Annotated in this window: 18 protein-coding genes and 1 pseudogene; 12 read left to right on the top strand and 7 right to left on the bottom strand. The window is 66.5% G+C overall.

The features are described 5' to 3' along the window. Nucleotides 1–800 precede the first annotated feature (800 nt). The 5 genes and pseudogenes from FK531_RS23090 to FK531_RS05570 all read left to right on the top strand — a co-directional run. Nucleotides 801–1642, top strand: a pseudogene (locus tag FK531_RS23090) (TnsB C-terminal domain-containing protein); the annotation flags it as partial. Between the two features lie 33 nt (nt 1643–1675). After that, a complete protein-coding gene (locus tag FK531_RS23040; protein WP_494338127.1) occupies nt 1676–2419 on the top strand; it encodes a Mu transposase C-terminal domain-containing protein in 744 nt (247 codons plus the stop codon). 2 nt (nt 2420–2421) lie between these two features. Beyond that, nucleotides 2422–3327 carry a TniB family NTP-binding protein gene (locus tag FK531_RS05580; RefSeq protein ID WP_142096018.1) on the top strand — a complete coding sequence of 302 codons (906 nt, stop codon included), beginning with the start codon at nt 2422–2424 and terminating at the stop codon, nt 3325–3327. Continuing rightward, on the top strand, nt 3324–4295 hold the full coding sequence (locus FK531_RS05575; RefSeq protein ID WP_181762834.1) for a TniQ family protein: 972 nt from the start codon (nt 3324–3326) through the stop codon (nt 4293–4295). The genes FK531_RS05580 and FK531_RS05575 overlap by 4 nt, the downstream gene beginning before the upstream one ends. 50 nt (nt 4296–4345) lie before the next feature. Beyond that, the gene (locus FK531_RS05570) at nt 4346–4537 is read left to right on the top strand and encodes a hypothetical protein (RefSeq protein WP_142096011.1); all 192 of its coding nucleotides are present in this window, start codon (nt 4346–4348) and stop codon (nt 4535–4537) included. Nucleotides 4538–4569: 32 nt separating this feature from the next. Here the strand turns inward: FK531_RS05570 and FK531_RS05565 are convergent, their stop codons facing one another. From FK531_RS05565 to FK531_RS05540, 6 genes are all read right to left on the bottom strand, one after another. Then, a complete protein-coding gene (locus FK531_RS05565; protein ID WP_142096008.1) occupies nt 4570–4908 on the bottom strand; it encodes a histone-like nucleoid-structuring protein Lsr2 in 339 nt (112 codons plus the stop codon). Nucleotides 4909–5392: 484 nt separating this feature from the next. Beyond that, nucleotides 5393–5926: a DUF2716 domain-containing protein gene (locus FK531_RS05560; protein ID WP_142096005.1), complete on the bottom strand. Its 534-nt coding sequence runs from the start codon at nt 5924–5926 to the stop codon at nt 5393–5395. Between the two features lie 120 nt (nt 5927–6046). After that, a complete protein-coding gene (locus FK531_RS05555) occupies nt 6047–7894 on the bottom strand; it encodes a hypothetical protein (RefSeq protein ID WP_181762833.1) in 1848 nt (615 codons plus the stop codon). Nucleotides 7895–9360: 1466 nt separating this feature from the next. Continuing rightward, the gene (locus FK531_RS05550) at nt 9361–10665 is read right to left on the bottom strand and encodes an LGFP repeat-containing protein (protein ID WP_246097911.1); all 1305 of its coding nucleotides are present in this window, start codon (nt 10663–10665) and stop codon (nt 9361–9363) included. 801 nt (nt 10666–11466) lie between these two features. Further along, complete coding sequence (locus tag FK531_RS05545; RefSeq protein ID WP_142095999.1) at nt 11467–12066, bottom strand: RES family NAD+ phosphorylase; 600 nt, start codon at nt 12064–12066, stop codon at nt 11467–11469. A 1-nt stretch (nt 12067) separates the two neighbouring features. Then, a complete protein-coding gene (locus tag FK531_RS05540) occupies nt 12068–12430 on the bottom strand; it encodes a DUF2384 domain-containing protein (RefSeq protein WP_142095974.1) in 363 nt (120 codons plus the stop codon). A gap of 116 nt (nt 12431–12546) precedes the next feature. Between FK531_RS05540 and FK531_RS05535 the strand changes: the two genes are divergently transcribed. The 6 genes from FK531_RS05535 (at nt 12547) to FK531_RS05510 (ending at nt 19120) form a co-directional block, all read left to right on the top strand. After that, nucleotides 12547–13761: a hypothetical protein gene (locus FK531_RS05535; RefSeq protein ID WP_142095971.1), complete on the top strand. Its 1215-nt coding sequence runs from the start codon at nt 12547–12549 to the stop codon at nt 13759–13761. A gap of 68 nt (nt 13762–13829) precedes the next feature. Further along, a complete protein-coding gene (locus FK531_RS05530) occupies nt 13830–14996 on the top strand; it encodes a site-specific integrase (RefSeq protein ID WP_246097910.1) in 1167 nt (388 codons plus the stop codon). Between the two features lies 1 nt (nt 14997). Next, a complete protein-coding gene (locus tag FK531_RS05525) occupies nt 14998–16065 on the top strand; it encodes a hypothetical protein (RefSeq protein ID WP_142095967.1) in 1068 nt (355 codons plus the stop codon). A 136-nt stretch (nt 16066–16201) separates the two neighbouring features. Further along, nucleotides 16202–16822 (top strand): recombinase family protein, encoded by a 621-nt coding sequence (locus FK531_RS05520; protein ID WP_142095964.1) that lies wholly within the window; start codon nt 16202–16204, stop codon nt 16820–16822. 443 nt (nt 16823–17265) lie between these two features. Further along, a complete protein-coding gene (locus FK531_RS05515) occupies nt 17266–18321 on the top strand; it encodes a beta-propeller fold lactonase family protein (RefSeq protein WP_142095961.1) in 1056 nt (351 codons plus the stop codon). 73 nt (nt 18322–18394) lie between these two features. After that, nucleotides 18395–19120 carry a putative antibiotic biosynthesis monooxygenase gene (locus FK531_RS05510; protein ID WP_142095957.1) on the top strand — a complete coding sequence of 242 codons (726 nt, stop codon included), beginning with the start codon at nt 18395–18397 and terminating at the stop codon, nt 19118–19120. Between the two features lie 4 nt (nt 19121–19124). Here the strand turns inward: FK531_RS05510 and FK531_RS05505 are convergent, their stop codons facing one another. Continuing rightward, nucleotides 19125–19928 carry an SDR family NAD(P)-dependent oxidoreductase gene (locus FK531_RS05505; protein WP_181762832.1) on the bottom strand — a complete coding sequence of 268 codons (804 nt, stop codon included), beginning with the start codon at nt 19926–19928 and terminating at the stop codon, nt 19125–19127. A 117-nt stretch (nt 19929–20045) separates the two neighbouring features. Between FK531_RS05505 and FK531_RS05500 the strand changes: the two genes are divergently transcribed. Continuing rightward, the gene (locus FK531_RS05500; RefSeq protein ID WP_142095952.1) at nt 20046–21086 is read left to right on the top strand and encodes an LLM class F420-dependent oxidoreductase; all 1041 of its coding nucleotides are present in this window, start codon (nt 20046–20048) and stop codon (nt 21084–21086) included. The last annotated feature ends 2 nt before the right edge of the window (nt 21087–21088 follow it).

Here is a 21088-nt window from a genome sequence, read left to right as displayed (position 1 = left end):
ATGCAACCCGTGACGTGATGGTAGTTGCGGTGGTCGTTTCCTCGGCTGCGGGATCGGTTGCCGCAGGGGTGGTTGTCGGGACTGCCGATGATGTTGTCTCGTATGCCTTCTCAGTCGCGGAGGGTATTGGCGTCGGCGTGGTGGAGGGAGCTGCGGTCGCGGTGTTCATCCCGGTCACCGCGATGGTTGCTGCTACGGCGATGGCTCCGAGTGCTCGCGCGGCACCCCGCCAATGTCGGCGCCGGTACTCGTGCCCGCGCCTTGGACTGTGGTTCAAACCTGCACCTTCTTCCTGGGAAGTTCTGGGAGGTACTTGTGAACGAAGTCGTTCACTGCCGAACCTAAAGGTCACCGTCGCATTTCGGACTTAGGTAACAAGTCTCACTTTGGTTACAAAAGGTACTGGCCAGTACGTTTGGGTTGAACTCCAATTTGGCGGGGATGTCGGCATTCGGCCGGGAACGGGCGCTTTCGGCCCGACTTCGGAGTGGAGGTGTTGGGGAGGGGGCCGAAGCCGTCCAACAATCGACCGATTCTGTAACACCTGAAGATGAGACATCTCCGCCGGCTCGCCGCGAGTTGGTCGCCGAGCCGATTCGCCGCCTCTGTCGGTTTCAGGAGTCGACTGCACGGCTTCGTGGGGTAACGGTGTGTCGTGCGGGGAACTTCTGACACTGCCGATCAGAAGTGATGTGCACTATCGTCGACTGCGACATGCGCCGTGCGCGCCGGGGGTTCGGCCCGTGACCGCGGAGGGGCCCGCGGTCACGGAGAGCGGTGTGCTCACCTCGTCGGACGCGATGTGGGAGCAGGCCAGAGCGCGGTTTGCGGTGATTGCGCCGTTGTCCGCAATGGACACTGTGGGGCACAAGGCGGCAGACGATGCCGCCGCGCGGCTGGGGCTCTCACGCAGGCAGGTGTATACGCTGGTCGATCGGTGCCGTCGCGGTTCGGGTGTGGTCTCGGATCTGCTCGGGGGCCGATCGTCCGGGGGCCGTGGCGGGGGCCGTCTGCCGGATCAACTCGAAGAGTTGGTGGCCGAGCATCTACGCAGGGTCTACTTGAAGCGGCAGAAGCCGTCGCTGGCCGTCGTTTACCAGGGCATCGCGCAGGCGTGTCGGGAGCGGGGGCTGACGGCCCCGGCCCGCAACACCGTCTCCGCGCGGATTGCTGCGATGCATCCGGGCGTGGTCGCGCGGCGGCGGGAGGGCCGCGATGCTGCCAGGACACTGCAGGCGGTCGGGGGCACGGCACCGACCGCGAGCGAAGTCCTGGAGCGGGTGCAGATCGATCACACCGTCATGGACGTGATGGTCGTCGACGACCGGGAACGGCAGCCGATCGGGCGCCCCTATCTGACGGTGGCGATCGACGAGCGCAGCCGGTGCGTGCTCGGCATGGTCGTGACGCTGAGGCCCCGTCCGCGGTGTCGGTCGGGCTCTGCCTTGGTCACGTGTGCTGCGACAAACGACTGTGGCTCGACGCGCTGGGACTGTCCGGTCGGGTCGACTGGCCGATGGGCGGCAAGCCGAACCGGCTGTACCTGGACAACGCACCGGAGTTCAAGAGCGAGGCGCTGCGCCGAGGATGCCAACAGCACGGGATCGACCTCGACTACCGCCCGCCCGGGCGCCCCCACTACGGCGGGATCGTCGAACGGCTCATCGGCACCGTCATGACACGGGTGCACGAGCTGCCCGGCACGACGTTCTCGAATCCGACGGCCAGGGGAGCCTACGATTCCGAGGCCACCGCGGCCCTGACCCTGGCCGAACTCGAGCGCTGGCTCACCCTGGCCGTCGCGTCCTACCACGGCAGCGTCCATGCCGGTCTCGGTCAGACCCCCGCCGGCCGATGGGCCGAGGAGGTCGCCCGGTGCGGCACACCCACCCTGGTGTCGAATCCGACCGCCTTTCTGGTCGACTTCCTGCCGGTCATCCGGCGCCGGCTTACCCGCACCGGTTTCGTCATCGACCACATCCACTACTTCGCCAACGCCCTCAAGCCGTGGATCGCCCGCCGCGACCGGATGGAGAAGTTCGTCATCCGGCGCGACCCACGCGACATCAGCCGAGTGTGGGTGCTCGACCCGGAGGGCCGCGACTACGTCGAGGTGCCCTACCGCACGCTCTCGCACCCACCGGTGACCCTGTGGGAACAACGGCAGGCGATCGCCCGCCTGCGTGAACAGGCCCGAGGTCAGGTCGACGAGGCCACCCTCTTCCGCATGCTGGCCCAGATGCGCGAGATCACCGCCGTCGCGCAGAAGACCACCCGCAAGGCCCGCCGGGACGGCGAACGGCGCCGACACCTCCGGGAGGAACCGGCGCCCGGACACCCACCGCCCCCACCGAAGGGCAAGGGCGACAACGAAACCGACTGTGTGAGCGCCCCGTTCGACGACATCGAGGAATGGTGACGATGGACGAGCGACCCGAGGACCTGACCCACCTGCGCGAGGACGCGCGCGCGGTCGCGCGACTGCCCGGATCCGAGAGGCTCCGACACATACGCGCCGACCGGTGGATCGGCTACCCCAGGGCGGTCACCGCCCTGGACCGACTCGAGACGCTGCTGGCCTGGCCGGCCCGGCAGCGGATGCCGAACCTGCTGCTGGTCGGGCCGACGAACAACGGCAAATCCATGATCGTCGAGAAGTTCCGGCGCCGGCACCCGCCGGTCAGCGACACCGACCGCGAGCACATCCCCGTGCTTGCCGTCCAGATGCCCTCCGACCCGTCGGTGGCCCGGTTCTTCGTGGCGCTGCAGGCCGCCCTCGGAGCACGCGTTCGGCCCCGCCGGCGGGTGTCCGAACTCGAACAGACGACCCTGTCGCTGCTGCGTCGGACCGGGGTGCGGATGCTGGTGATCGACGAGCTGCACAACGTCCTGGCCGGACGCGACGGCGTCCGCCGCGAATTCCTGAACCTGCTGCGCTACCTCGGCAACGAGCTCCGGATCCCGATCGTGGGCGTCGGCACCCGGGAGGCCTACCTCGCCATCCGCACCGACGACCAACTCGAAAACCGCTTCGCGCCAATGACCTTGCCGCTGTGGGAGGGTGGTGGGGACTCACGTTCGCTGGTGGCCAGCTTCGCCGCGTCCTTCCCGCTGCGGCGACGCTCACACCTCGCCACCGACGACATGACCAGCTACCTGCTCGCGCGCAGCGAGGGCACAATCGGAGAGCTGGCACTGCTGTTGACCGAGGCCGCCGTCGCGGCGGTCGAGGGCGGTGAGGAGGCCATCAACCGGCGCACCCTGACCATGGCCGCGTACGTGGGGCCGAGCGAGCGCCGCAGACAATTCGAACGCGAGATCCCGTGACCCCGCCCGCGCGGTGGCCGATCCATCCCGCACTCCTCGACGGCGAGGCCCTGTCCTCGTGGCTGCACAGGACCGCGGCCGCCTACGAGCTCACGCTGCCCGGACTGCTCGAACACGACCTGGGCCATCACCGGATCACGGATGCCGGCCTGGACTCCGATCCGCCGCCGGACCTGCTCGAGTCCCTGTCCGGGCGCAGCGGTGTCGAGCCGGACCGGCTGCGCCGCATGAGCCTGGCCGGCCTCGTACCGTGGCTGCTCGACAGCCTCGACCCCTGCAGCTGTTCGTTCGAGACGTACACCCGCCAGTTCTCGGTCCTGCTTCCAACGGACCGGCGGCCGTCGCGCACACCGCCGCCCGGCTGGCGGCCATGGCTGCCACCCGGGCGACCCGTCCAACGGGCCTGCCGGCGCTGCCTTGACGACGCCGTCGTTCCGGCGCTGCTGCTGACGTGGAACCTGCCGCTGCAGCTCAGCTGCCCGACACATCGATGCCTGCTCGAACCGTGCGAGTGCCTGCCCGCCGTCTACGTGGGGTGGGAGTCCGACCAGGACCGGCCCACACCGGCCTCCGATCCGGTGGCCGCGATGGACGCACGCACCTCCCAGGCGCTGAGGGATGGTCGTGTCACGCTGCCGCGCAGACAGGTTCACGCGGGCGTCTGGTTCCGCCTGCTGCGCACCCTCCTCGACGAACTGTGCGCGCCCCTCGGCCGGGCGGGGTGTCGGGGGACTGATCTGCGGCAGGTGTGGGAGCAGCTCGGTGGCCGGAACATGCGCCTGCACAGACGACCCTTCGAGGAGTTGACCTGGCCCGATCAGGCGCTCCTGCTCGAGGCTGCCGCCACGGCCATCGGCCTGATCGAGCGCGGGACGATCCTCGCCCGCGGCACGCATGGCTCCCTTCTGACACCCGAACCCGTCTCCACCTCGCACCGGGATCTCCGCCGAGCGCCGCCCCGTCCCTGAACGGCGGCACGGCACCCAGCACCGAGGACACCGGCTGTGTCTCGGCGCGCGTGAAGCAAGAAGTCGACGCCGCCGTCGCGGCCGCCCGGACCGACCCGACCGTCGCCCGATCCCTGTTCGACCTCGCCCGATACGGCTGCCGAGACGCGGCAGACGTGGACCGACTGCTGTCGACCTTCACCGAATTGGGCATCCCCACCGGGACGCTCGGCCACCAGCCCACCGCGACACATCTCGGGTGACGATGGCCGGCCCCGACCCTCCACCCCTACGATCACTGGGCCGCGATGTACGCCTGCTCTATTGCGCCCGGGATGCGGCCCCGCGCGGGCACGCTGTGTCCGTTGGTTGCCGCCCACTGTCGGATCGCCTGGGATCGCGTGCGGGCCTGGGATCGCGACAGCACGACGCCGGGAGTTTCGCGTCGGGAGCTCAATCTGGTGGCGTGTTCGATGTAATGGTCGAGTGCGCGGTGAAATGCGCGGGCGTTCTCGCTGTGCAGGTCGATGGAGTATTCGACTCCGTCGACCGCGAAGGTGATGGTCTTGCCGTCGGCGTCGAGGGGGGTGCCGTCGATGTCGTCGACGTACTCGACAAGTACCTTCTTCGCCACGATCTGTCCCTTCGTCGGTGGTGCGGTTCGCTGCACGGGGGCAACAGAGATCTTCCCGCCGGTCACGCACCGTTCGCCTGGCCGATCAGGGCGCGCTGTGCCGGCAGGTCAATTCTCTCTGCGGTGCGCCGAAAGATTCTGCCGCAAGGGCGATGAACAGCTCACGCCGGAACATCAACGCCTAACGGGCGCTACTTTGCACTTCGGGTCAGATTCGGGAGTATTGGGCCAACCCTGACGACCGCTGGAACGCGGCAGCGAAAGCCCGTCAGTCGGACTCAACGAGAAGGCGCTCCCGGTCGTATTGCCAGCACCGGTCCATCGCCTCCCTGGCCGTGTCGGGCGATCCCCCGACGTACGCCGAACGCGTCGTCGAATCGCACGCGGTCTCCACTCTCGCATCACGGGCCGCCCCGTACCACACGTACGGCGCGTGGGCGTGCCGGTGACCGCGAACGCCGCGTTGACCCCCTCGTTGTATTCATTAGGTGGACTTTCCGTCGATCCTTATCGGGGTGAGCCATTTTCCCAGACGACTACCAAGTTCATCAACTAGCTGCGATCCGAATACGCAAATAGAATGCTCCCATGGGTGCCCAAATGTCCCCTCGTTGAGCGATTCGGTAACGAAAATGTAGTAGTCGCCATTCGGATACACCGGGATCTTCCAGTCAATTTCATTTGATGATTCGACCGCGGACGGCATGAACCGGAAGCATGGGTGCTGCCAGTCCAAGGCTATCATTTCGCGTCCCGCTGGAACGATCGACTGGAAAGATTGGAGAGCCTCCATATTGATCCGATTGAAGTTATCCCGATATGCAGACTTGGTGGGATTCTTGGCGAGCTTGAATGTAATTGACGGCACAGGCTCTGCGATTCCAGGAAAATCCTCAGGCTCAAGTCCGGGTTGAAACTTGTAACGCTTATTGAAATCTGACCAAAGCTGAACTTTGTCGGCTCGGTCGATGGGAGTCCAAATTCGTCCTGAACTAGGCCTATCGCGATCCAGTGTCATATTTCGCTTCCTTGGATACCGTGGACTCGTGAGGGGGTCTCGGAGTGATGCGGAATTCCGAGACCCCCTCACGGTTGACAAGGCGCTATACTTTACTTCGCGCCAGGCTGGGGACTGCCCCTATTCTAGTTCCCAGCCAGTCCACCCTCCTTGTGTCTTGAAATGATCCTTGGAAAACCAAATCTTCCCGAGGCGATCCCCGTCGTCGATAACAAGACGCTCGGCGGTGCGATCATTGTTTGAGTCGGGTAGATAGACGTCGTACTCTAGCCATTTCGTCACTGGGGTCGGTAGGTGATTCAAGTCGTTGTCGAAGACGCTCTTACCTGCATATCCCGGCCGTGCGGCCATGTTCTTCCGTACAGCGAATAGGTATGCGTCGACCGATGCATTGCAATCTGGTTGACTCATGGTAGCGGGGCACACCGGCGCAACTGTTCGGCAATTGCTCACCACAACGGGATCTGACCTGTGGGGAGTAGGGGGAGGCAGGGTTCCGCCGTCCGCATTAATGATATTGAATTTCGTCCTCGCTCGATATGTTCCATTGACGCAAGTCGATGTATATCCGCGCTTGAACTCATGGAGGGGTTGGGGGCCGGTAGCTACCTGGACGGCCTCAGTTAGGTTTACTTCATTGCTCTGGCCGGGCGCAGTGTAGAAGTACTGAGTGATCATCTCAATCTTCTGCTTCGGGTCTGTACACGTCGCACGAATATTGCTTCTTACCCAGTTTGTCGAACTGGTTGCGACAGGCCATGACTGATTGAGCGAGCAGTCGTAGTGTTGTTTTGAAATCGACTGCGCTGTCCCAAAGTCAATGTAGTCGTTTTGGAATACCTGCTTGCGGCCTGGGTTCATTGCGAACTCGTCACCGGTCGGGTAGCCGTAGTACCCGGTTTCATAGCCGGATTCGGTCCATTCTGCAAGAATGATCCCCGATACAGGGTGCGCACCTGTAGTTGGCGACCAGTAGATCACGCCTCTCTCGAAGCGGTTCATTCGGCCTGCGCCGTTCGATCCGACCACTTTCTCGTCTTCGGTGGGGTAGCCGAGTAGGCCGCCCGGTCCCTCCCAGCCTGTCTGGCCCCATTTGTCGCGGATCGCTCCGCCGACGAACGCGGCCTGGGGTGCCGCTAGAGGGTGCCAGTAGATTGTGCCGCCGACGAAATTCTGGCGTCGCCCGACGCCGTCCGGGTTGACCGCTTCGTCGGTGGTGGGGTAGCCGAGGATGCCGGCTTCCCAGCCTTTGGAGCCCCACTTGGTCATGAAGCTGTTGACGACCGGATGAGCGCCATGGGTGGGATGCCAGTAGATCGGACCCACCAGGAACTCCTGGCGGCGACCGACGCCGTCGGGGTTGCCCAGCTCCACGTTGATCGGGTGCTTGAGGAAGCTGTTGGAGCCGCCGAGCGACAGGTACTTGTCCAGGATTGCGCCGCACACCGCGTGGGGCGACGGCCAAAAGTACTGGCAGGCCAGGATTCCGAAGGTGGACCGGGCGTTCTTGGGGTCTTTGGCCTTGGCCTCGAGCGTCTCGGCCTTGTCCGCGTCGGCCTTCGTGAAGCCCTCCGGGATCTCCTCCCGATCCGAACGCATCTTGCCCGGTACGACGGTGGCATTCGGGTTCTCGGTCGCCTTGCCCGTGTACGGGATCTTCTTCCCGTTCGCTGCGGCGGCCGGCGCCGGTGAGCTGCTAGTGGCCTCGGCGCTCGACGTCGTCGTGAGGGAAGGCGAAGTGGTTTCGACCGCAGTGCTGGGCACCGCCGGGGGTGTCGACGTGCGCTGCTTGGTCGCCGACGCGGCGGGCGATTCCTTCAACACAGGATCTGATGCCGCCGATGTGGGCGGTGGCGTCGTGGTCGTGGTCGTGGTCGATGGCGTCGAAGAGGTTGCCGTGGAGGACTCTTCGACTTCGACCGGAGTCGGCGAGGGCGAGGTAGTCGGTGCTGCGATCGCGGTGCTCACGCCGGTCACCATGAGCGTGGCGGTGACGGCGAGGGTTCCGAGCGCCCGCGCGGCGCCCTTCCGATGTCGGCGACGGTACTCATGCCCGCGCCATGAACTCTGGTTCAAACTGCACCTGCTTTCCTGGAATGCTCCTGGGAGGTACCTGTGAACTGGGTCGTTCATTGCTGAACCTAAAGGTAAACTTCACATCTCGGACTTAATTGACAAGTCTCGCTTTGGTTACAAAAAGTACTGGCCAGTACGTTTGAGGTGAAACTCCAATTTGCGTCAGCCCCGTCAGGCTGTCGGCCGCCAACGATCCTTTGCGGCCGAACCGGAACGAGATCGGCGTGTGAGCTCTCCTTCTGCGTGGACGTGCGTACGTGCGCCGAGAGTTACGTGCCTGCCGACGAGCGAAGCTCCCAACCATCACCGGTTGGGAGCTTCGCTCGTGACACGACCTGTTTCAACGGTTAGCTGGAGGCGGGGGCATCACCACCACGGAGACTGCCTCGCTGATCGGGTGTGCACTTCGCTCCTGCCACCCAGGGGCATACAAGAACAAGTCGAGCCGGGTGATCAGGTGGTCGGATCCCGTCGCCGCATCCCAGTCGGGTGCCTCGATCGGCAGGATGTACCGCCGATCACCGATGTGATCGAGCGCCCATCGGAACGACAGCACAATCGTTGTTCCGATGGGCGCTCGATCTCGCGCATGTGAATCCACGGAGTTCGACCAACATGTTCTCCGCCCGAACCCAGACGCCATCGGCTGCTCCTTGAATCGCGTTCCAGACGATATCCCCGCCTGGAACACGTTCATACGAGTTCCCAACGCTGCTAGCTCAGCGGGTGTTGATCTCATCGCTGGTCGGATACCCGAGATGGCCTCCTTCCGAGCCTGTTTGACAACACTTGTCACGGATGGCCCCCGGCACCCTGTTCGCGCCCGGTTCAGCAGCGCAAATGCGCGCGCTAACGTGGGTTAGGTGAGGTCCATGTGGGTCGTCCTCGACGCGAATCCTGCTCGCGAGTACGCGGTCGGTGACCGAGTGGCGCTCAGTTGCCTGCTTAACACACTCGTTCACGGGGCGCCCGCGGGCTTGGTTTCCACGGTGACAGCTGAGGTTCGCCACATTGCGCCGGCCACGCCAGCGGATGCAGGCGTGTCACTGGTGACCGGTGAGGACGGATTCCAGGCTGTCGTCCGGCATACCAGCATTGCCGAGGGGATCCATACCCTTGCTGGCACCTTGAGCGAGGAGCGGCGCATCGGCGACTACAGTCCCGTGGTTCCCGTGTTCGCGGCAACTGTCGCCGGGACCGGATTGCTGGCCACGCAATCGCGAGCGATGCCAGGCGGAGTTGGCCGAGAACTCGTGCTGCACGAGTCACCGAGTGTGGTGCCGACCGGGTGGCGCGTCTATGCGAAATGTCTTCGGGTTGAGCGCATCTCTGCGCCCAACCCGAAGACATTTGTTACCTCACAGGTACGGGGGCGGTAGCTGAGGGCAGAACTGGATGATGTTGTCGTTGTTGTTCGGATCCGAGCAGTACGAGGTGACGATCCCGAACTGCGTGTTGTCGGACACCTGATTGGTGGGGGCGAAGTCGACGATCACCTGCAGCGCGATGAGATAGTTTCGCTGCCCAGCGAAATCGGTGTACAACCCCTGCGCATACCTGTATCGATCAGGGTTGGCGGTAACGCCCGTCCCTTCTGCGTTGAACGAGGTCGGAACTCCGTAGCTGTCCTGCAGCAGGAGCTCCACCCAGCGATCCTTGACCTGATGATCGGTCTTGTAGTGCAACTGCCCGAAGCCGTTCGGATCGCCCTTCCCACTTCGAAGATTGATCCAGGTGCCACCCTGGTCCTGGTACCGGACGACGCAGTTGAACGCCGCCTGAGCGCCGGTGTACCCGGTCGTGCCGGCCGGGCATCCTGACTGGAACATCGGGGTTACTCCACCACCTGCAGCCGCAGACGGTTGGGTGGCCGGGGCAGATGCCGCCGCACTCGGGATCTGGGACATGTCCTGCCAACCCGCGATCGCGACGGCGTTCGTCTGGGTGTTCCATACGAGCATTCCGTGCTGGAAGACCTGCGTCGTCCCGCCGGTCGGTTGCAGCAGCTGAACCGAGGCCTGTTCATCGGTCATTGGATAGCCCAAGGTCCCGCTGTAGCCGCCGAGAGAGTTGTACTTGTCGCGGATCGCGCCGCGCACGACCGACCCGATTGCGTTCGGGGTCGACACGTAGATCGTGGCGTTCTGGAACTCCTGCCTCCTGCCGACACCATCTGGGTGCACTATCTCGTCGGTGGTCGGGTACCCGATGAATCCAGCCTCGTAGCCGTACACGCCCCACCGGTTGAGGAAGCTGTTGACGACCGGGTGCGCGCCGCCGGTGGGTGACCAGTAGATCGGCCCGTTCATGAACTGGGTGCGCTTGCCGACCCCGTCCGGATTGGTCAGCTCGTTGGTGGTGGGCCAGAGCAGGAAGCTGGACGGGCCGCCGAGGGAGTTGTACTTGTCCTTGATCGCGCCGCACACCTCGTACGGTGCCGGCCAGTACACCTGACAGCCCGGGGTCAGGAACAGCGTGGCGCCGCGTGCCGACTGCTGCTGAATGATCCGGGCCTCCATGGTTTCCGCCTTGTCGGCGTCCTCCTTGGTGAAGTCCTCCGGGATCTCCTCCCGATCCGAGCGCATCTTGCCCGGGACGACCGTGGCGTTCGGGTTCTCGGTGGGCTTGCCCGTGTACGGAATCTTCTTGCCGTTCCCGGGCAACGCCTGGGACCGGCGCGGGCGCCCGCGCCGGATCGGGCGATGAGCTCGACGCCACGGGGGTGGAGGTCGTAGCCTCCGCGCCAGTCGTCGGTTTCGCCGGGGATGGTGTCGCGACCGCCGAATAGCGGTCGGCGCCAGGTGCAGTCGTGCCACCGGGCGGGATTTGCGGCGAGGTCGTCGACGACGACGAGGCGGTCGAAGTTTCGGTCAGCCCCGGCGTCGCCGACGGTGCGGTTGTCGTTGCGGTGGAGGGTGCCGCGGATACGGTGCCGGGACACTCACCGCCATCCATCACTGCGCCGAATGCGCACCAGCCCACGCAGTCGCCGACATCGCCTGCACCGTCTGTGGAGACGACCCGCTGCTGGCCGTGCCCGATGGACCGGAGATGCGGTCGACCGATGACCTGCCCTCGGGAGCCCAACGATGGCTACGCAGCCACGGCTGGCCGACCACTTTCCTGCGGGTTTCTTCGCCGCGGCGCCCGATTTTCGGCGAGTACTACTGCAACCTCGAGTTGATCTATCCGCACGATTCCGCTCGCCACCGGTCCAAGAAATGCGCCTTGCCTCCGCGTCACTCTCGGTTTGCGCGGGGTGGGTGACGGAAAAACGGATTTCCGCACCCACCCCGGCGAAACCCCACCTCACCGCGTTTTCGCGGGAACGGGGGTGCCGGCAGGCGGTTGTGGCCTCAAAACGCCGACCGTCGACCGGCACACCCCCGTAGCCGGCACGCACCGCACCTACTTCTTCTCGGTGTGGCATTGCTTTCTGCTCGGCTGTACGCGCCCTCGGTCGATCAGTTCGGGTCCCGGACGATCCGGAGCCGATCTTCTCCCCGCTCCCGGCGAGGGTCGGCGGGCAACTGCATCCAGGTCTCGTCCGCGATCACCGTCGGCTTCTCCGGCAAGGGCAGGATGTCCGTGAACAGCACGAGCGTCTCACCCCGTTCGGTCGCGGCCGGTGTGACAATCCCGTGAAAGCCGAGCTGATGGGCTGCGGCCGATACGTTCTGGCACGCGGCGTACGACTGGCGATCCCGAGTCGGCGACTGCAGCTGCGCCATCGTGAGCTGGGCGAGCGAACGATTGGCCGCACCGCGCAGGTCGAGGATCTCGGTGACGTCCACGGCGCACGTGACCAGTACCCGAGGCCGGATCGCCGAGGCCATCGCGGGGTTGTCCACCGGGTCGACCAGGTGTCGATAGGCTTCGACGACCACCGAGTCCAGGGGCTGGCCGAGGTACAGCACCGGGAACGAGTCTTCCGTTCCCCACCGCCCGACGGCGGACCGACCGTCCAACGCAGCTTGTGCGAATTTGGCGGGCACGTGCCGTTGCCACGTCCCCGTCACACTGATCGGCGTCGCCTGGGACAGGCGTGCGGGTAGGGAATCCAAGTCACATTCCTCCTGCGACCCAACGGGCCTCGTCGAGTACTTCGTCTATTCGTCCTTCGACGAGGAGGTCGACCGGTCGCTGCATGTCGAGATTGCGGTTACGCGAGTGCAGCCAGATGTCGATCCCCTCCTCTGTGTACGACTCTCCGAGGAGGTCGACGATGCTGCGGAGATCGAGCAGCTTCGTGACCGACTTCCCGCGAGGCGAGTTCTGACCGCTCGCCCAGTTCTGAACCGAGCGTGATCCGGCGCCGACCGCCTTGGCGAGCTCCCCTTGGGTGATCCCGGAACGGGTGATGTCCTCGATCACCCGCATGTATGTCAACGACCCCCCGGCTTCGTGTCGACGGTTCCTGTCTGTCATCGCCGCCGCTCCCTTTCCATCATGCCGTCATACTTGTGCAGATTGAGTTGCTGCGCAAGTTGCGGTTTGACTTTCTCAGTCACATGCTACTCTTGTGACAGAAACGAGGTGTGGACATGGCTGAACTGCTGATTCGAGCACTGTCGACGGATGCGGCCCTGCTGCGGCGAATCTTCGGCTTCGACGGGCCGCGCCGTGCGGCGGCGGTGCCGAGCCGCATCGTCGTCGACGCCCACACACCGAACTCCGCACCCGGGATCGGCGACACGGCCCGCCGTGCGGGTGTCCCGTTCCTGATCGACCCGCAGACGTACTTCCTCCAGGACTTCCAGCACCCCGGAGACAAGTGGGCGAACCTGCCGTTCGGCGACCCGAAGATCTGGACTCCTGCCGATGCCCTGTCGCCGGCGCGGCAGCAGGACCTCATCCGCGAAAGCGTCAACCACCAGATCGCCAACGGCGCCACGTCGATCATCCCTCCGTATGTCCATCTCGAGAACGCCACAGGCGGCTGGATCGAGGTGCAGGCGAGTCTGTGGCGCGGCACTCGCCGCTACCTCGACGACCACCGAGTGACCTTGCCGGTGACGGCCGTGTTCGCCCCGGGATGGCGCCTGCTGCACCCGGTCCAGGGCCCGAAAGTGCTCGGAGCGGCGTTCGCGGCGCTCGAGGCCCTCCGCCCCACAGAGGTCGCCGTGGCCGCGTCGAAGGTCGCCGCCGGCGTGAAGCCCGAGGACCGTCTGATGGACCTGGTCCTGATGATCGAGCGACTGAGTTCCAGATACCCGGTCATCGCCTGGCAGCAGGGCCTTCTCGGCGAAGCGTGCATTGCAGCTGGGGCCGCAGGATACGAAACCGGCATCGGGTGGCGCGAGAAATGCGACCTTCGTGTCGAGATGACCAGACACCGGGAAGCTCCGACCGACGGCGGGTTCGGGCGCCGGCCGGTGTTCGTTCCCGCCTTGGGCCGGAGCATCCCGGCGAAGACCCTGACCGCCCTCCGTTCGCATCGAGCGCTGTGGTCGCAAGTGGCGTGCGCCGATCCCCAGTGCTGTCCACCCGCCGGCACCGCCATGCTCGGCGACGCCCGAGCGCACGCAATCGTCAGTCGCGCCAAGGCAGCTCACGAGCTCGCCGCGATGCCCCGCGCAGTGTGGCGGTGGAATCGCCTCGCCGAGCATTCCGACAAGGCGAAAGAGCTCGCGGACAAGATCAATAGCGTGGGTGAGACGAGTGCCGACATGGCACGGATCGACACCAGCGCCGTCACGGCGATCCAGGCAGTCGCGCACCAGCGCCGTCAGGACCGGCGATCCCGGAAGGTCGCCTGACCGGCCCTGAAAGACACCCCCCGGGCAGAACGGGGGGGTGTCGGTGGGCGCTTGTAGCGTCCGTGGCCATGACGATCGACCACGACACCGCGAGCCGCGCCGGTCTGTCGCAGGTCGCGGCCCATGTCGCCCCGCGGGTGCCGGATGTGCCGGCCGGGGTGGCCGACCGCATCGCGGCGTCGATGACCTCCGCCCGCGCCGCCGGCACCTACCGCACCTACGCCTCGGCGTGGCGCCGCTTCGAGCGCTGGTGCGCCGCCCACGGACACCCCGCGCTGCCGGCGCACCCGGTCACCGTCGCCGCCTACCTCGTCGACACCGCCGACACTCTCACCCCAGACGGCCGGCGCGCCTACGCCCCGGCCACCCTGGCCCGCTGGGTTGCCGCGATCGCCCACCACCACCGCACCGCCCGCCACCCGGTCCCCACCGGCGACGAGATCGTCCGGACGACCCTGTCCGGAATCCGCCGCGACTACGCCGGCGCCGGGGACCGCCCCCGCACGCCGAGGGCCCCGCTGCTGGTCGAGGACGTCGTCACCCTCGTCGCCGCCGTCCGGCGCGGGGTCACCGGTTGGGCGTCGGAGATCCTCGAGCGCCGCGACAGCGCGCTGCTGTTGATGGGGTTCGCGGGCGCCTTCCGGCGCAGCGAACTCGTCGGACTGGCCTGCGGGGACGTGCGCGTGCACCGGCTCGACGGGCTGCACGTCGCGCTGCGCCGCTCGAAGACCGACCAGGAGGGAACCGGCACCGTGCGGGCCCTGCCGTTCACGACCGGCCACCTCAGCTGCCCGCCGTGCGCCTACCTGCGGTGGGCACAGGTCGTCGCCGCCTCCGACACCGGCGGCCGGCCCGCGGTGATCGCGCTGCTGCGGACCACCCCGGCCTTCGACGCACACGTGTGCCGCGGCCCACACCCGCTCACCCTCCCCGAGCTACCGCTGTTCCGGTCGATCCGGGGCAACGGCAACCTCTCCGACACGGCCCTGTCCGGGGCGGCGGTGCACAAGGCGATCCGCCGCCTCGCCGAGCAAGCCGGCTACGACGAGCACCTCATCGCCCGCCTCGGCGGACACTCGCTGCGGGCCGGGTTCGTCACCCAGGCCTTCCGCAACGGCGCGGACGCGCACGCGATCATGCGTCAGACCGGGCACACCACCGTCGGGATGCTCGAGGTGTACGCCCGCGAGCACGCCCCGTTGATCGGCAACGCCGTCACCACCATCGGGCTCTGACATGCGCGACGGCCTCGCCTCGGTGATTGCCGGCCGCGACGCCCCGCGGAGCGGGCCCGACCGGCGTTACCGGCACGACTGGGCGTTGTTCGCCGACTGGGCCGCCGCGGCGAATCTCGACACGCTGCCGGCCGACCCGACCACCCTCGCGACGTTTCTCGCCGAGAACCCCGCCGCGCCGGCAACCCACCGGCGGCGGGTCAGCGCGGTCAACCACGTGCACGAGCGGGTCGGTCTGCCCGCCCCGGGCCGGGCCGAAACCATCCGGAGCGCACTCGACACCAACCGTTCGGCGCGTCTGGCGAGGGCGAAACACCAGGTGCGTCAACGCCTCCCGGAGGTCCCCACGGCGGGGTGGCCGCAGGGATTGTTCGGCCGCCGCGACGGACTGCTGCTGGTCCTGGCCGCCTCCGGGCTCGGGTTCGAGCGGATCAGCAGACTGCGGCGCAGCGAGGTGAGCGTCGAGAACGACACGCTGTTCGTCGCCGGTGCGCATCCGGTGCGCTTGGATGCACACCCCGACCCGCGTCTCTCACCCGCCGCGGTCTACCGGCGGTGGGCCGACGTCCTCGCCTTCACCGACCGGCACCCCAGCACCCGCCTCCTCGCCCATCACCTTGAGCGCGGCGAGATCCCCGGCGGTACGCCCCTTCCCGATTCGGATGCACCGCTGCTGACCAGCATCGACCGGTGGGGGTACCTGCCGCTGCAACCGATACCGCTGACCGCCGCGTCGGTCGCCGCCATCGCCGAGGCGCACCTGAACGGACGAGCGCCCACGCACACCGCTCCCGCCCGCCGCGCAGGAACGGCGACCACGCCCGAGCCCGAGCGCGCCGAGAACCCCGAGTGCATCTCTGCACCGCTGGGCGAGTACTTCGACCACGGCATCGCCGCCCGCCGCGCCGCCCACACCGCACTCTCCGATGTCGGTGACCTGCTCGACACCGTCGAAGACCACGCCGACCGACTCCTGGAACAGACCCTCGCGATCATCGAAGACTGGCCCGAGGCAGACGATCCCAGCCAGTGCAGCCCACTGTTGACACCCAGTGCAGCCGACTTCTGAAACTGACAGCCTCGAACAGCTGCCTCACTCGAAACAGCGGCAGTTGTGATCATTTCGTGACCTGTCTCAGAAACCTGTCTCACGCTCTCAGGTGCCCACTGGAGGCTGTCGGACGTTTCTGAGACGGTCTTGTCCTGTGAGCGCCATTCTCGGGTACATCAGGGTTTCCACCGCCGATCAGTCCCTCGATCTTCAGATGGACGCACTGGAGGCGATCGGCTGTTTGCGGATCTGGGAAGAAACGGCGTCCGGTTCCCGCCGCGATCGACCAGAGCTGGAAAAGGTGCTCGACGCCCTTCGCCCGGGGGACTCGCTCGCCGTGTGGCGCTTGGACAGGTTGGGTCGGAGTCTCCCGCATCTGATCGAGACGGTGCAGCGCATCGAGGACGCCGGGGCCGCTCTCCGAAGCGTCACTGATGGGATCGACACCTCGACACCGAACGGGCGTTTCACCTTTCACCTGTTTGGGGCGCTCGCTCAGTTCGAACGAGAACTGGTTAGGGAACGCACGATGGCTGGTCTCGAGGCGGCCCGAGCTCGAGGTCGGGTCGGCGGTCAGCCTACGAAGATCACCCCGGAGAAGGCGCGTGCGATCAAGCAGATGCTCGAGGCCGGCACCCCGAAGGCCGAGATCGCCAAAGTCCTCGGATTCAGCCGCGCCACCCTCTACCGCTACATCAACGATCATGCTGCCGAGCACATCCGGGGAAAGCTCGTCCTCGACCCGATTGGGTCGGCCGGAGTCGAGGTCCTGTAGGAGCGACCCGTCCGGCATCGGCTTGCAGGACAGGCAAACAGGACGCCCCGGACCTGTCCTCGCACTGTTCGTGTGTCAGTTTCAGAAGACGACTGGACGATCGGCGGAAGTTACGGAGCCGAACAACCTCTGATCTGAACTGCCGAAGGAGGCAGCCACTGCTAATCGGTAGTTCGGCCTAGAGGGGCTCGCCGCAGCTCCCGCAGGTGTCCTCGCCGTCTTCGTATATGGCCCCGCAGCAGTATGTGGAAGCTCCGCCCACCTCCACAACAACCTCCATAGTCGGAACACGGAACACGGCGGCAACACTACCGAGAGGTCTCCGTGGCCTGGTCGTTTACTCTCTTCAGACGATTGGGTCGTCAGCACCCGGAGCCACCGCCTTCGGCGGCAACCGAACCACCCGATCGTGCAGCAGTCCCTTCCATCCGTAAGGACATCCGATGCGCCACCGCGCTGTCGTGCCCCTCGTCGCGTTCGCCGCGCTGACCCTGACCATCGCGCCACCCACTGGTTCCCCCGCAGCGTGGGCTGACAGCGTGGTCACGACCACCCCCGTCGGCGATCACCCACGCGGTGTGGCGATCACCCCGGACGGTGCCCGCGCCTACGTCACCAACCATCTGGACGGGACGGTGTCGGTGATCGACACCGCCACGAACACGGTCATCGGCACCCCCATAACCGTCGACGGCAGCGTCGGCGCGGACGGTGTGGCGATCACCCCCAACGGTGCCCGCGCCTACGTCACCAACTCTGCGTACGGGACGGTGTCGGTGATCGACACCGTTACCAACACGGTCATCGGCACCCCTATCGACATGGGCGGTATCGCGCAGAGTGTGGCGTTCACCCCCAACGGTGCCCGCGCCTACGTCACCAACTATTCGGACGGATCGGTGTGGGTGTTCGATACCGCCACGAACACGGTCATCGGCTCCCCCATCGACGTTGGCGGCCCCAGCGGCGCGGCCGGTGTGGCGATCACCCCCAACGGTGCCCGCGCCTACGTCACCAACTATTCGGACGGGACGGTGTCGGTGATCGACACCGCCACCAACAAGGTCATCGGCACGCCCATCACCGTCGGCCGAGGTCTGGAAGGTGTGGCGATCACCCCCAACGGTGCCCGCGCATACGTGGCCAACGAAAACGCCGGGACGGTGTCGGTGATCGACACCGCCACCAACAAGGTCATCGGCACCCCCATCCCCGTCATCGGCGGCCACGCGTATCAACTGGCGATAACCCCCAACGGTGCCCGCGCCTACGTCACCAACCTCTACTCGGCGACAGTGTCGGTGATCGACACCGCCACCAACACGGTCATCGGCTCCCCCATCCCCGTCGGCAAGTTCCCGAACGGTGTCGCGATCACCCCCAACGGCACCCGCGCCTACGTGGCAAACCAGGAATCTGACGCGGTGTCGGTGATCGAGATCGATACACCCACACCCGACCCGGACCCGCCGACATTCGGAAGCAGCGGCAGCAGCTAGTCACCGAGGTCGCCCCCCCTGAACGAACGCTACTTTGCACTTCGGGTCAGCTTCGGGAGTACTGGGCCAATACGTGCTGATCGACGAGGTCCGCGACAACACCTCGGGCGGAGCCTGGGGCAATGACGACACCTCGGGCGGAGCCTCGGGCAATGACGACGCGGTGACCGTCGCGGTCTCGCACCCGTCGGTGTCCGGCAGGGAGGCCGAGTTCCTCGCCTGGCAGCAGCGGGTCGTGGAGGCGGAGAAGGCTTTTCCCGGTTTTCGGGGGTCGCAGACGCGTCGCCCCGTGACGGGGATCCAGGAGAACTGGACGATCCTGTTCACCTTCGACTCCTCGGAGAACCTCGAGCGGTGGTTGTCGTCGCCGGAGCGGGCGGCCCTGCTCGAGGAGGGCCGCGAGTTCCGAGGATTCGAGGTCCACCCCATCGCGAACCCGTTCGGGTCGTGGTTCCCCGCGGGCGGTCCCGACGCGGCACCCGCGGCGCAGTGGAAGACCGCGCTGTCCGTGCTGATCGGGTTGTACCCGACCGTGGTGATCCTGACCCTCCTGATCGCCGAGATCTGGCCGGGCGCACCGTTGTGGCTCGGCCTGCTCGTCGGCAACGTGCTGTCGGTGACGATCCTGACGTGGGTCGTCATGCCGGTGGTCACCCGTGCCCTGCGGTTCTGGCTCGAGCCCGACGATCCCCGGGACCTGCGCACGGAGCGACTCGGTGTGGCGATCTCGGTGGCCTTCCTCGCCGTCGCCGCGATCGTCTTCTGGCTTGTCACGAGGGTGTTCTGGACGCTGCCTTAGTTGCTCACGTCCCGAGCGACTTCCGGATGGTCCGGGTCAGGAACGGCCGGATCACCGGCTCCACGATGCCCCCGGCGCGGACCAGGACCCGCGTGAGAGGGTCGACCGAAATGTGATGGCGCCCTTTGTCGATACCCGCGATCACCGCGGCGGCGACGACGTCCGCGCTGACCGGTGTGATGGCACCGGACACGGCGGACGTCTCGACCGGCTTGCGCGTGTTCTCCACGGCGAAACCGGGCGTGTCGGTGTCCGGCGGGTAGAGCACCGAGACCGTCACGCCGGCGGGCTCCACCTCGTAACGCAGGCAGTGTGCGAGCTCGTGGACCGCGGCCTTGGTGGGACCGTAGCCGCTGTATCCGACCACACCGATCAGCCCGGCGGTGGAACTGGTCAGCACCACGTGACCGCGCCCGCGCGCGACCATCGACGGCAGTACCGCCCGGGCCGCGTGCACCGCGCCGAGGTAGTTCAGCCGCATCTGCGACTCGAACTCGTCGATCGGTACCTCGAGGAACCGCCCGGGCAGCGCGGTGCCCGCGCACGCGACCAGCACGTCGCACGGCCCGGACCGAGCCTCCACGTCCTCGACGGCCCGCTGTAGTGCCTTCGGGTCGGTGACGTCGACGGACGCCCAGTGTGCGCCGATCGGCTCGGCCGTCGCACGCAGCTGCTGCTCGCCGCGCGCGAGGATCGACACCGCCGCGCCCCGTCCCGCCGCGGCCCGCGCGACCGCGGCACCGATGCCCTGCGAACCGCCCGTCACGATCACGTGTGAGCGCTGCCAGTCGACCGGTCTCCTCGTCACGGCGCGATCGTAGGAGTTTCGGTCACAAATGGTGGTCGGTTCTGTCATTCGGATTGGGTGCGGGCATGCGTAGGCTTCGTGGAGAAGTGTCACATCGAGTCGATTAGAGGTGTCCGGGTGCGAGTCGGAATGCAGATCACCTACAGCGGCGGGTTCGCCGAGACCGTCGCGGAGGTCGCCGACCTCGAGCGTGCCGGTCTCGACATCGTCTTCCTCGCGGAGGCCTACTCCTTCGACGCGGTCAGTCAGCTCGGCTTCCTGGCGGCGAAAACCTCGACGATCGAACTGGCGTCGGGCATCTTCCAGATCTACACCCGTACCCCGTCGCTCATGGCGATGACCGCGGCGGGCCTGGACTTCGTCTCGGACGGCCGGTTCGTGCTCGGCCTCGGCGCGTCCGGACCGCAGGTGATCGAGGGCTTCCACGGCGTGCCCTACACCGCCCCGCTCGGCCGGACCCGCGAGATCGTCGACATCTGCCGTCAGGTGTGGAGGCGGGAGAAGGTCCAGTACGACGGCAAGTACTACCAGGTGCCGCTGCCCGCGGAGAAGGGCACCGGACTCGGTAAGCCGCTCAAGCTGATCAATCACCCGGTGCGCGAGCGCATCCCGATCGTCATCGCCGCCCTCGGCCCGAAGAACGTGGCTCTGACCGCCGAGATCGCGGAGGGATGGCAGCCGATCTTCTTCGACCCCGAGCGCGCCGGCGACGTGTGGGGCGAGTCCCTCGCGGCGGGCAAGGCCAAGCGCGACCCGAGCCTGGGCGAGCTGCAGATCTACGCGGGCCCTGCGCTGGCCATCGGCGAGGACGTCGACCACATGCTCGAGTGGGTCAAGCCGAGCCTGGCCCTGTACATCGGCGGCATGGGCGCCAAGGGCAAGAACTTCTACAACGACCTCGCCTGCAGGTACGGCTACGAGAAGGAGGCCGCGACCATCCAGGAGCTGTACCTGTCGGGCAAGAAGCAGGAAGCCACCGCGGCCGTGCCGGACGAGTTGGTCCGCGCGATCTCGCTGATCGGTCCCGCCGGGTACGTCAAGGAGCGGGTCGCGGCGTTCGCCGAGGCGGGCGTGACCACCCTGACCGTCAGCCCGCTGGCCGGCGACTCGGCCGGTCGGGTCAAGCTGATCGAGGACTTCCGCAACCTCATCGACTGAGT

It is taken from the genome of Rhodococcus spelaei (genome assembly GCF_006704125.1).
Taxonomy (GTDB): Bacteria; Actinomycetota; Actinomycetes; order Mycobacteriales; family Mycobacteriaceae; genus Rhodococcus_G; species Rhodococcus_G spelaei.
Note: the sequence above shows the minus strand (reverse complement) of the source record. Positions and strands in the feature narration are given on the sequence as shown.

What these genes read in the sequence shown, in the direction of transcription:
- FK531_RS23040 (WP_494338127.1), top strand. Translation starts at nt 1,676, where the DNA reads ATGACACGGGTGCACGAGCTGCCCGGCACGACGTTCTCGAATCCGACG.
- FK531_RS05580 (WP_142096018.1), top strand. Translation starts at nt 2,422, where the DNA reads ATGGACGAGCGACCCGAGGACCTGACCCACCTGCGCGAGGACGCGCGC.
- FK531_RS05560 (WP_142096005.1), bottom strand. Translation starts at nt 5,926, where the DNA reads ATGACACTGGATCGCGATAGGCCTAGTTCAGGACGAATTTGGACTCCC.
- FK531_RS05540 (WP_142095974.1), bottom strand. Translation starts at nt 12,430, where the DNA reads ATGACAGACAGGAACCGTCGACACGAAGCCGGGGGGTCGTTGACATAC.
- FK531_RS05535 (WP_142095971.1), top strand. Translation starts at nt 12,547, where the DNA reads ATGGCTGAACTGCTGATTCGAGCACTGTCGACGGATGCGGCCCTGCTG.
- FK531_RS05530 (WP_246097910.1), top strand. Translation starts at nt 13,830, where the DNA reads ATGACGATCGACCACGACACCGCGAGCCGCGCCGGTCTGTCGCAGGTC.
- FK531_RS05525 (WP_142095967.1), top strand. Translation starts at nt 14,998, where the DNA reads ATGCGCGACGGCCTCGCCTCGGTGATTGCCGGCCGCGACGCCCCGCGG.
- FK531_RS05515 (WP_142095961.1), top strand. Translation starts at nt 17,266, where the DNA reads ATGCGCCACCGCGCTGTCGTGCCCCTCGTCGCGTTCGCCGCGCTGACC.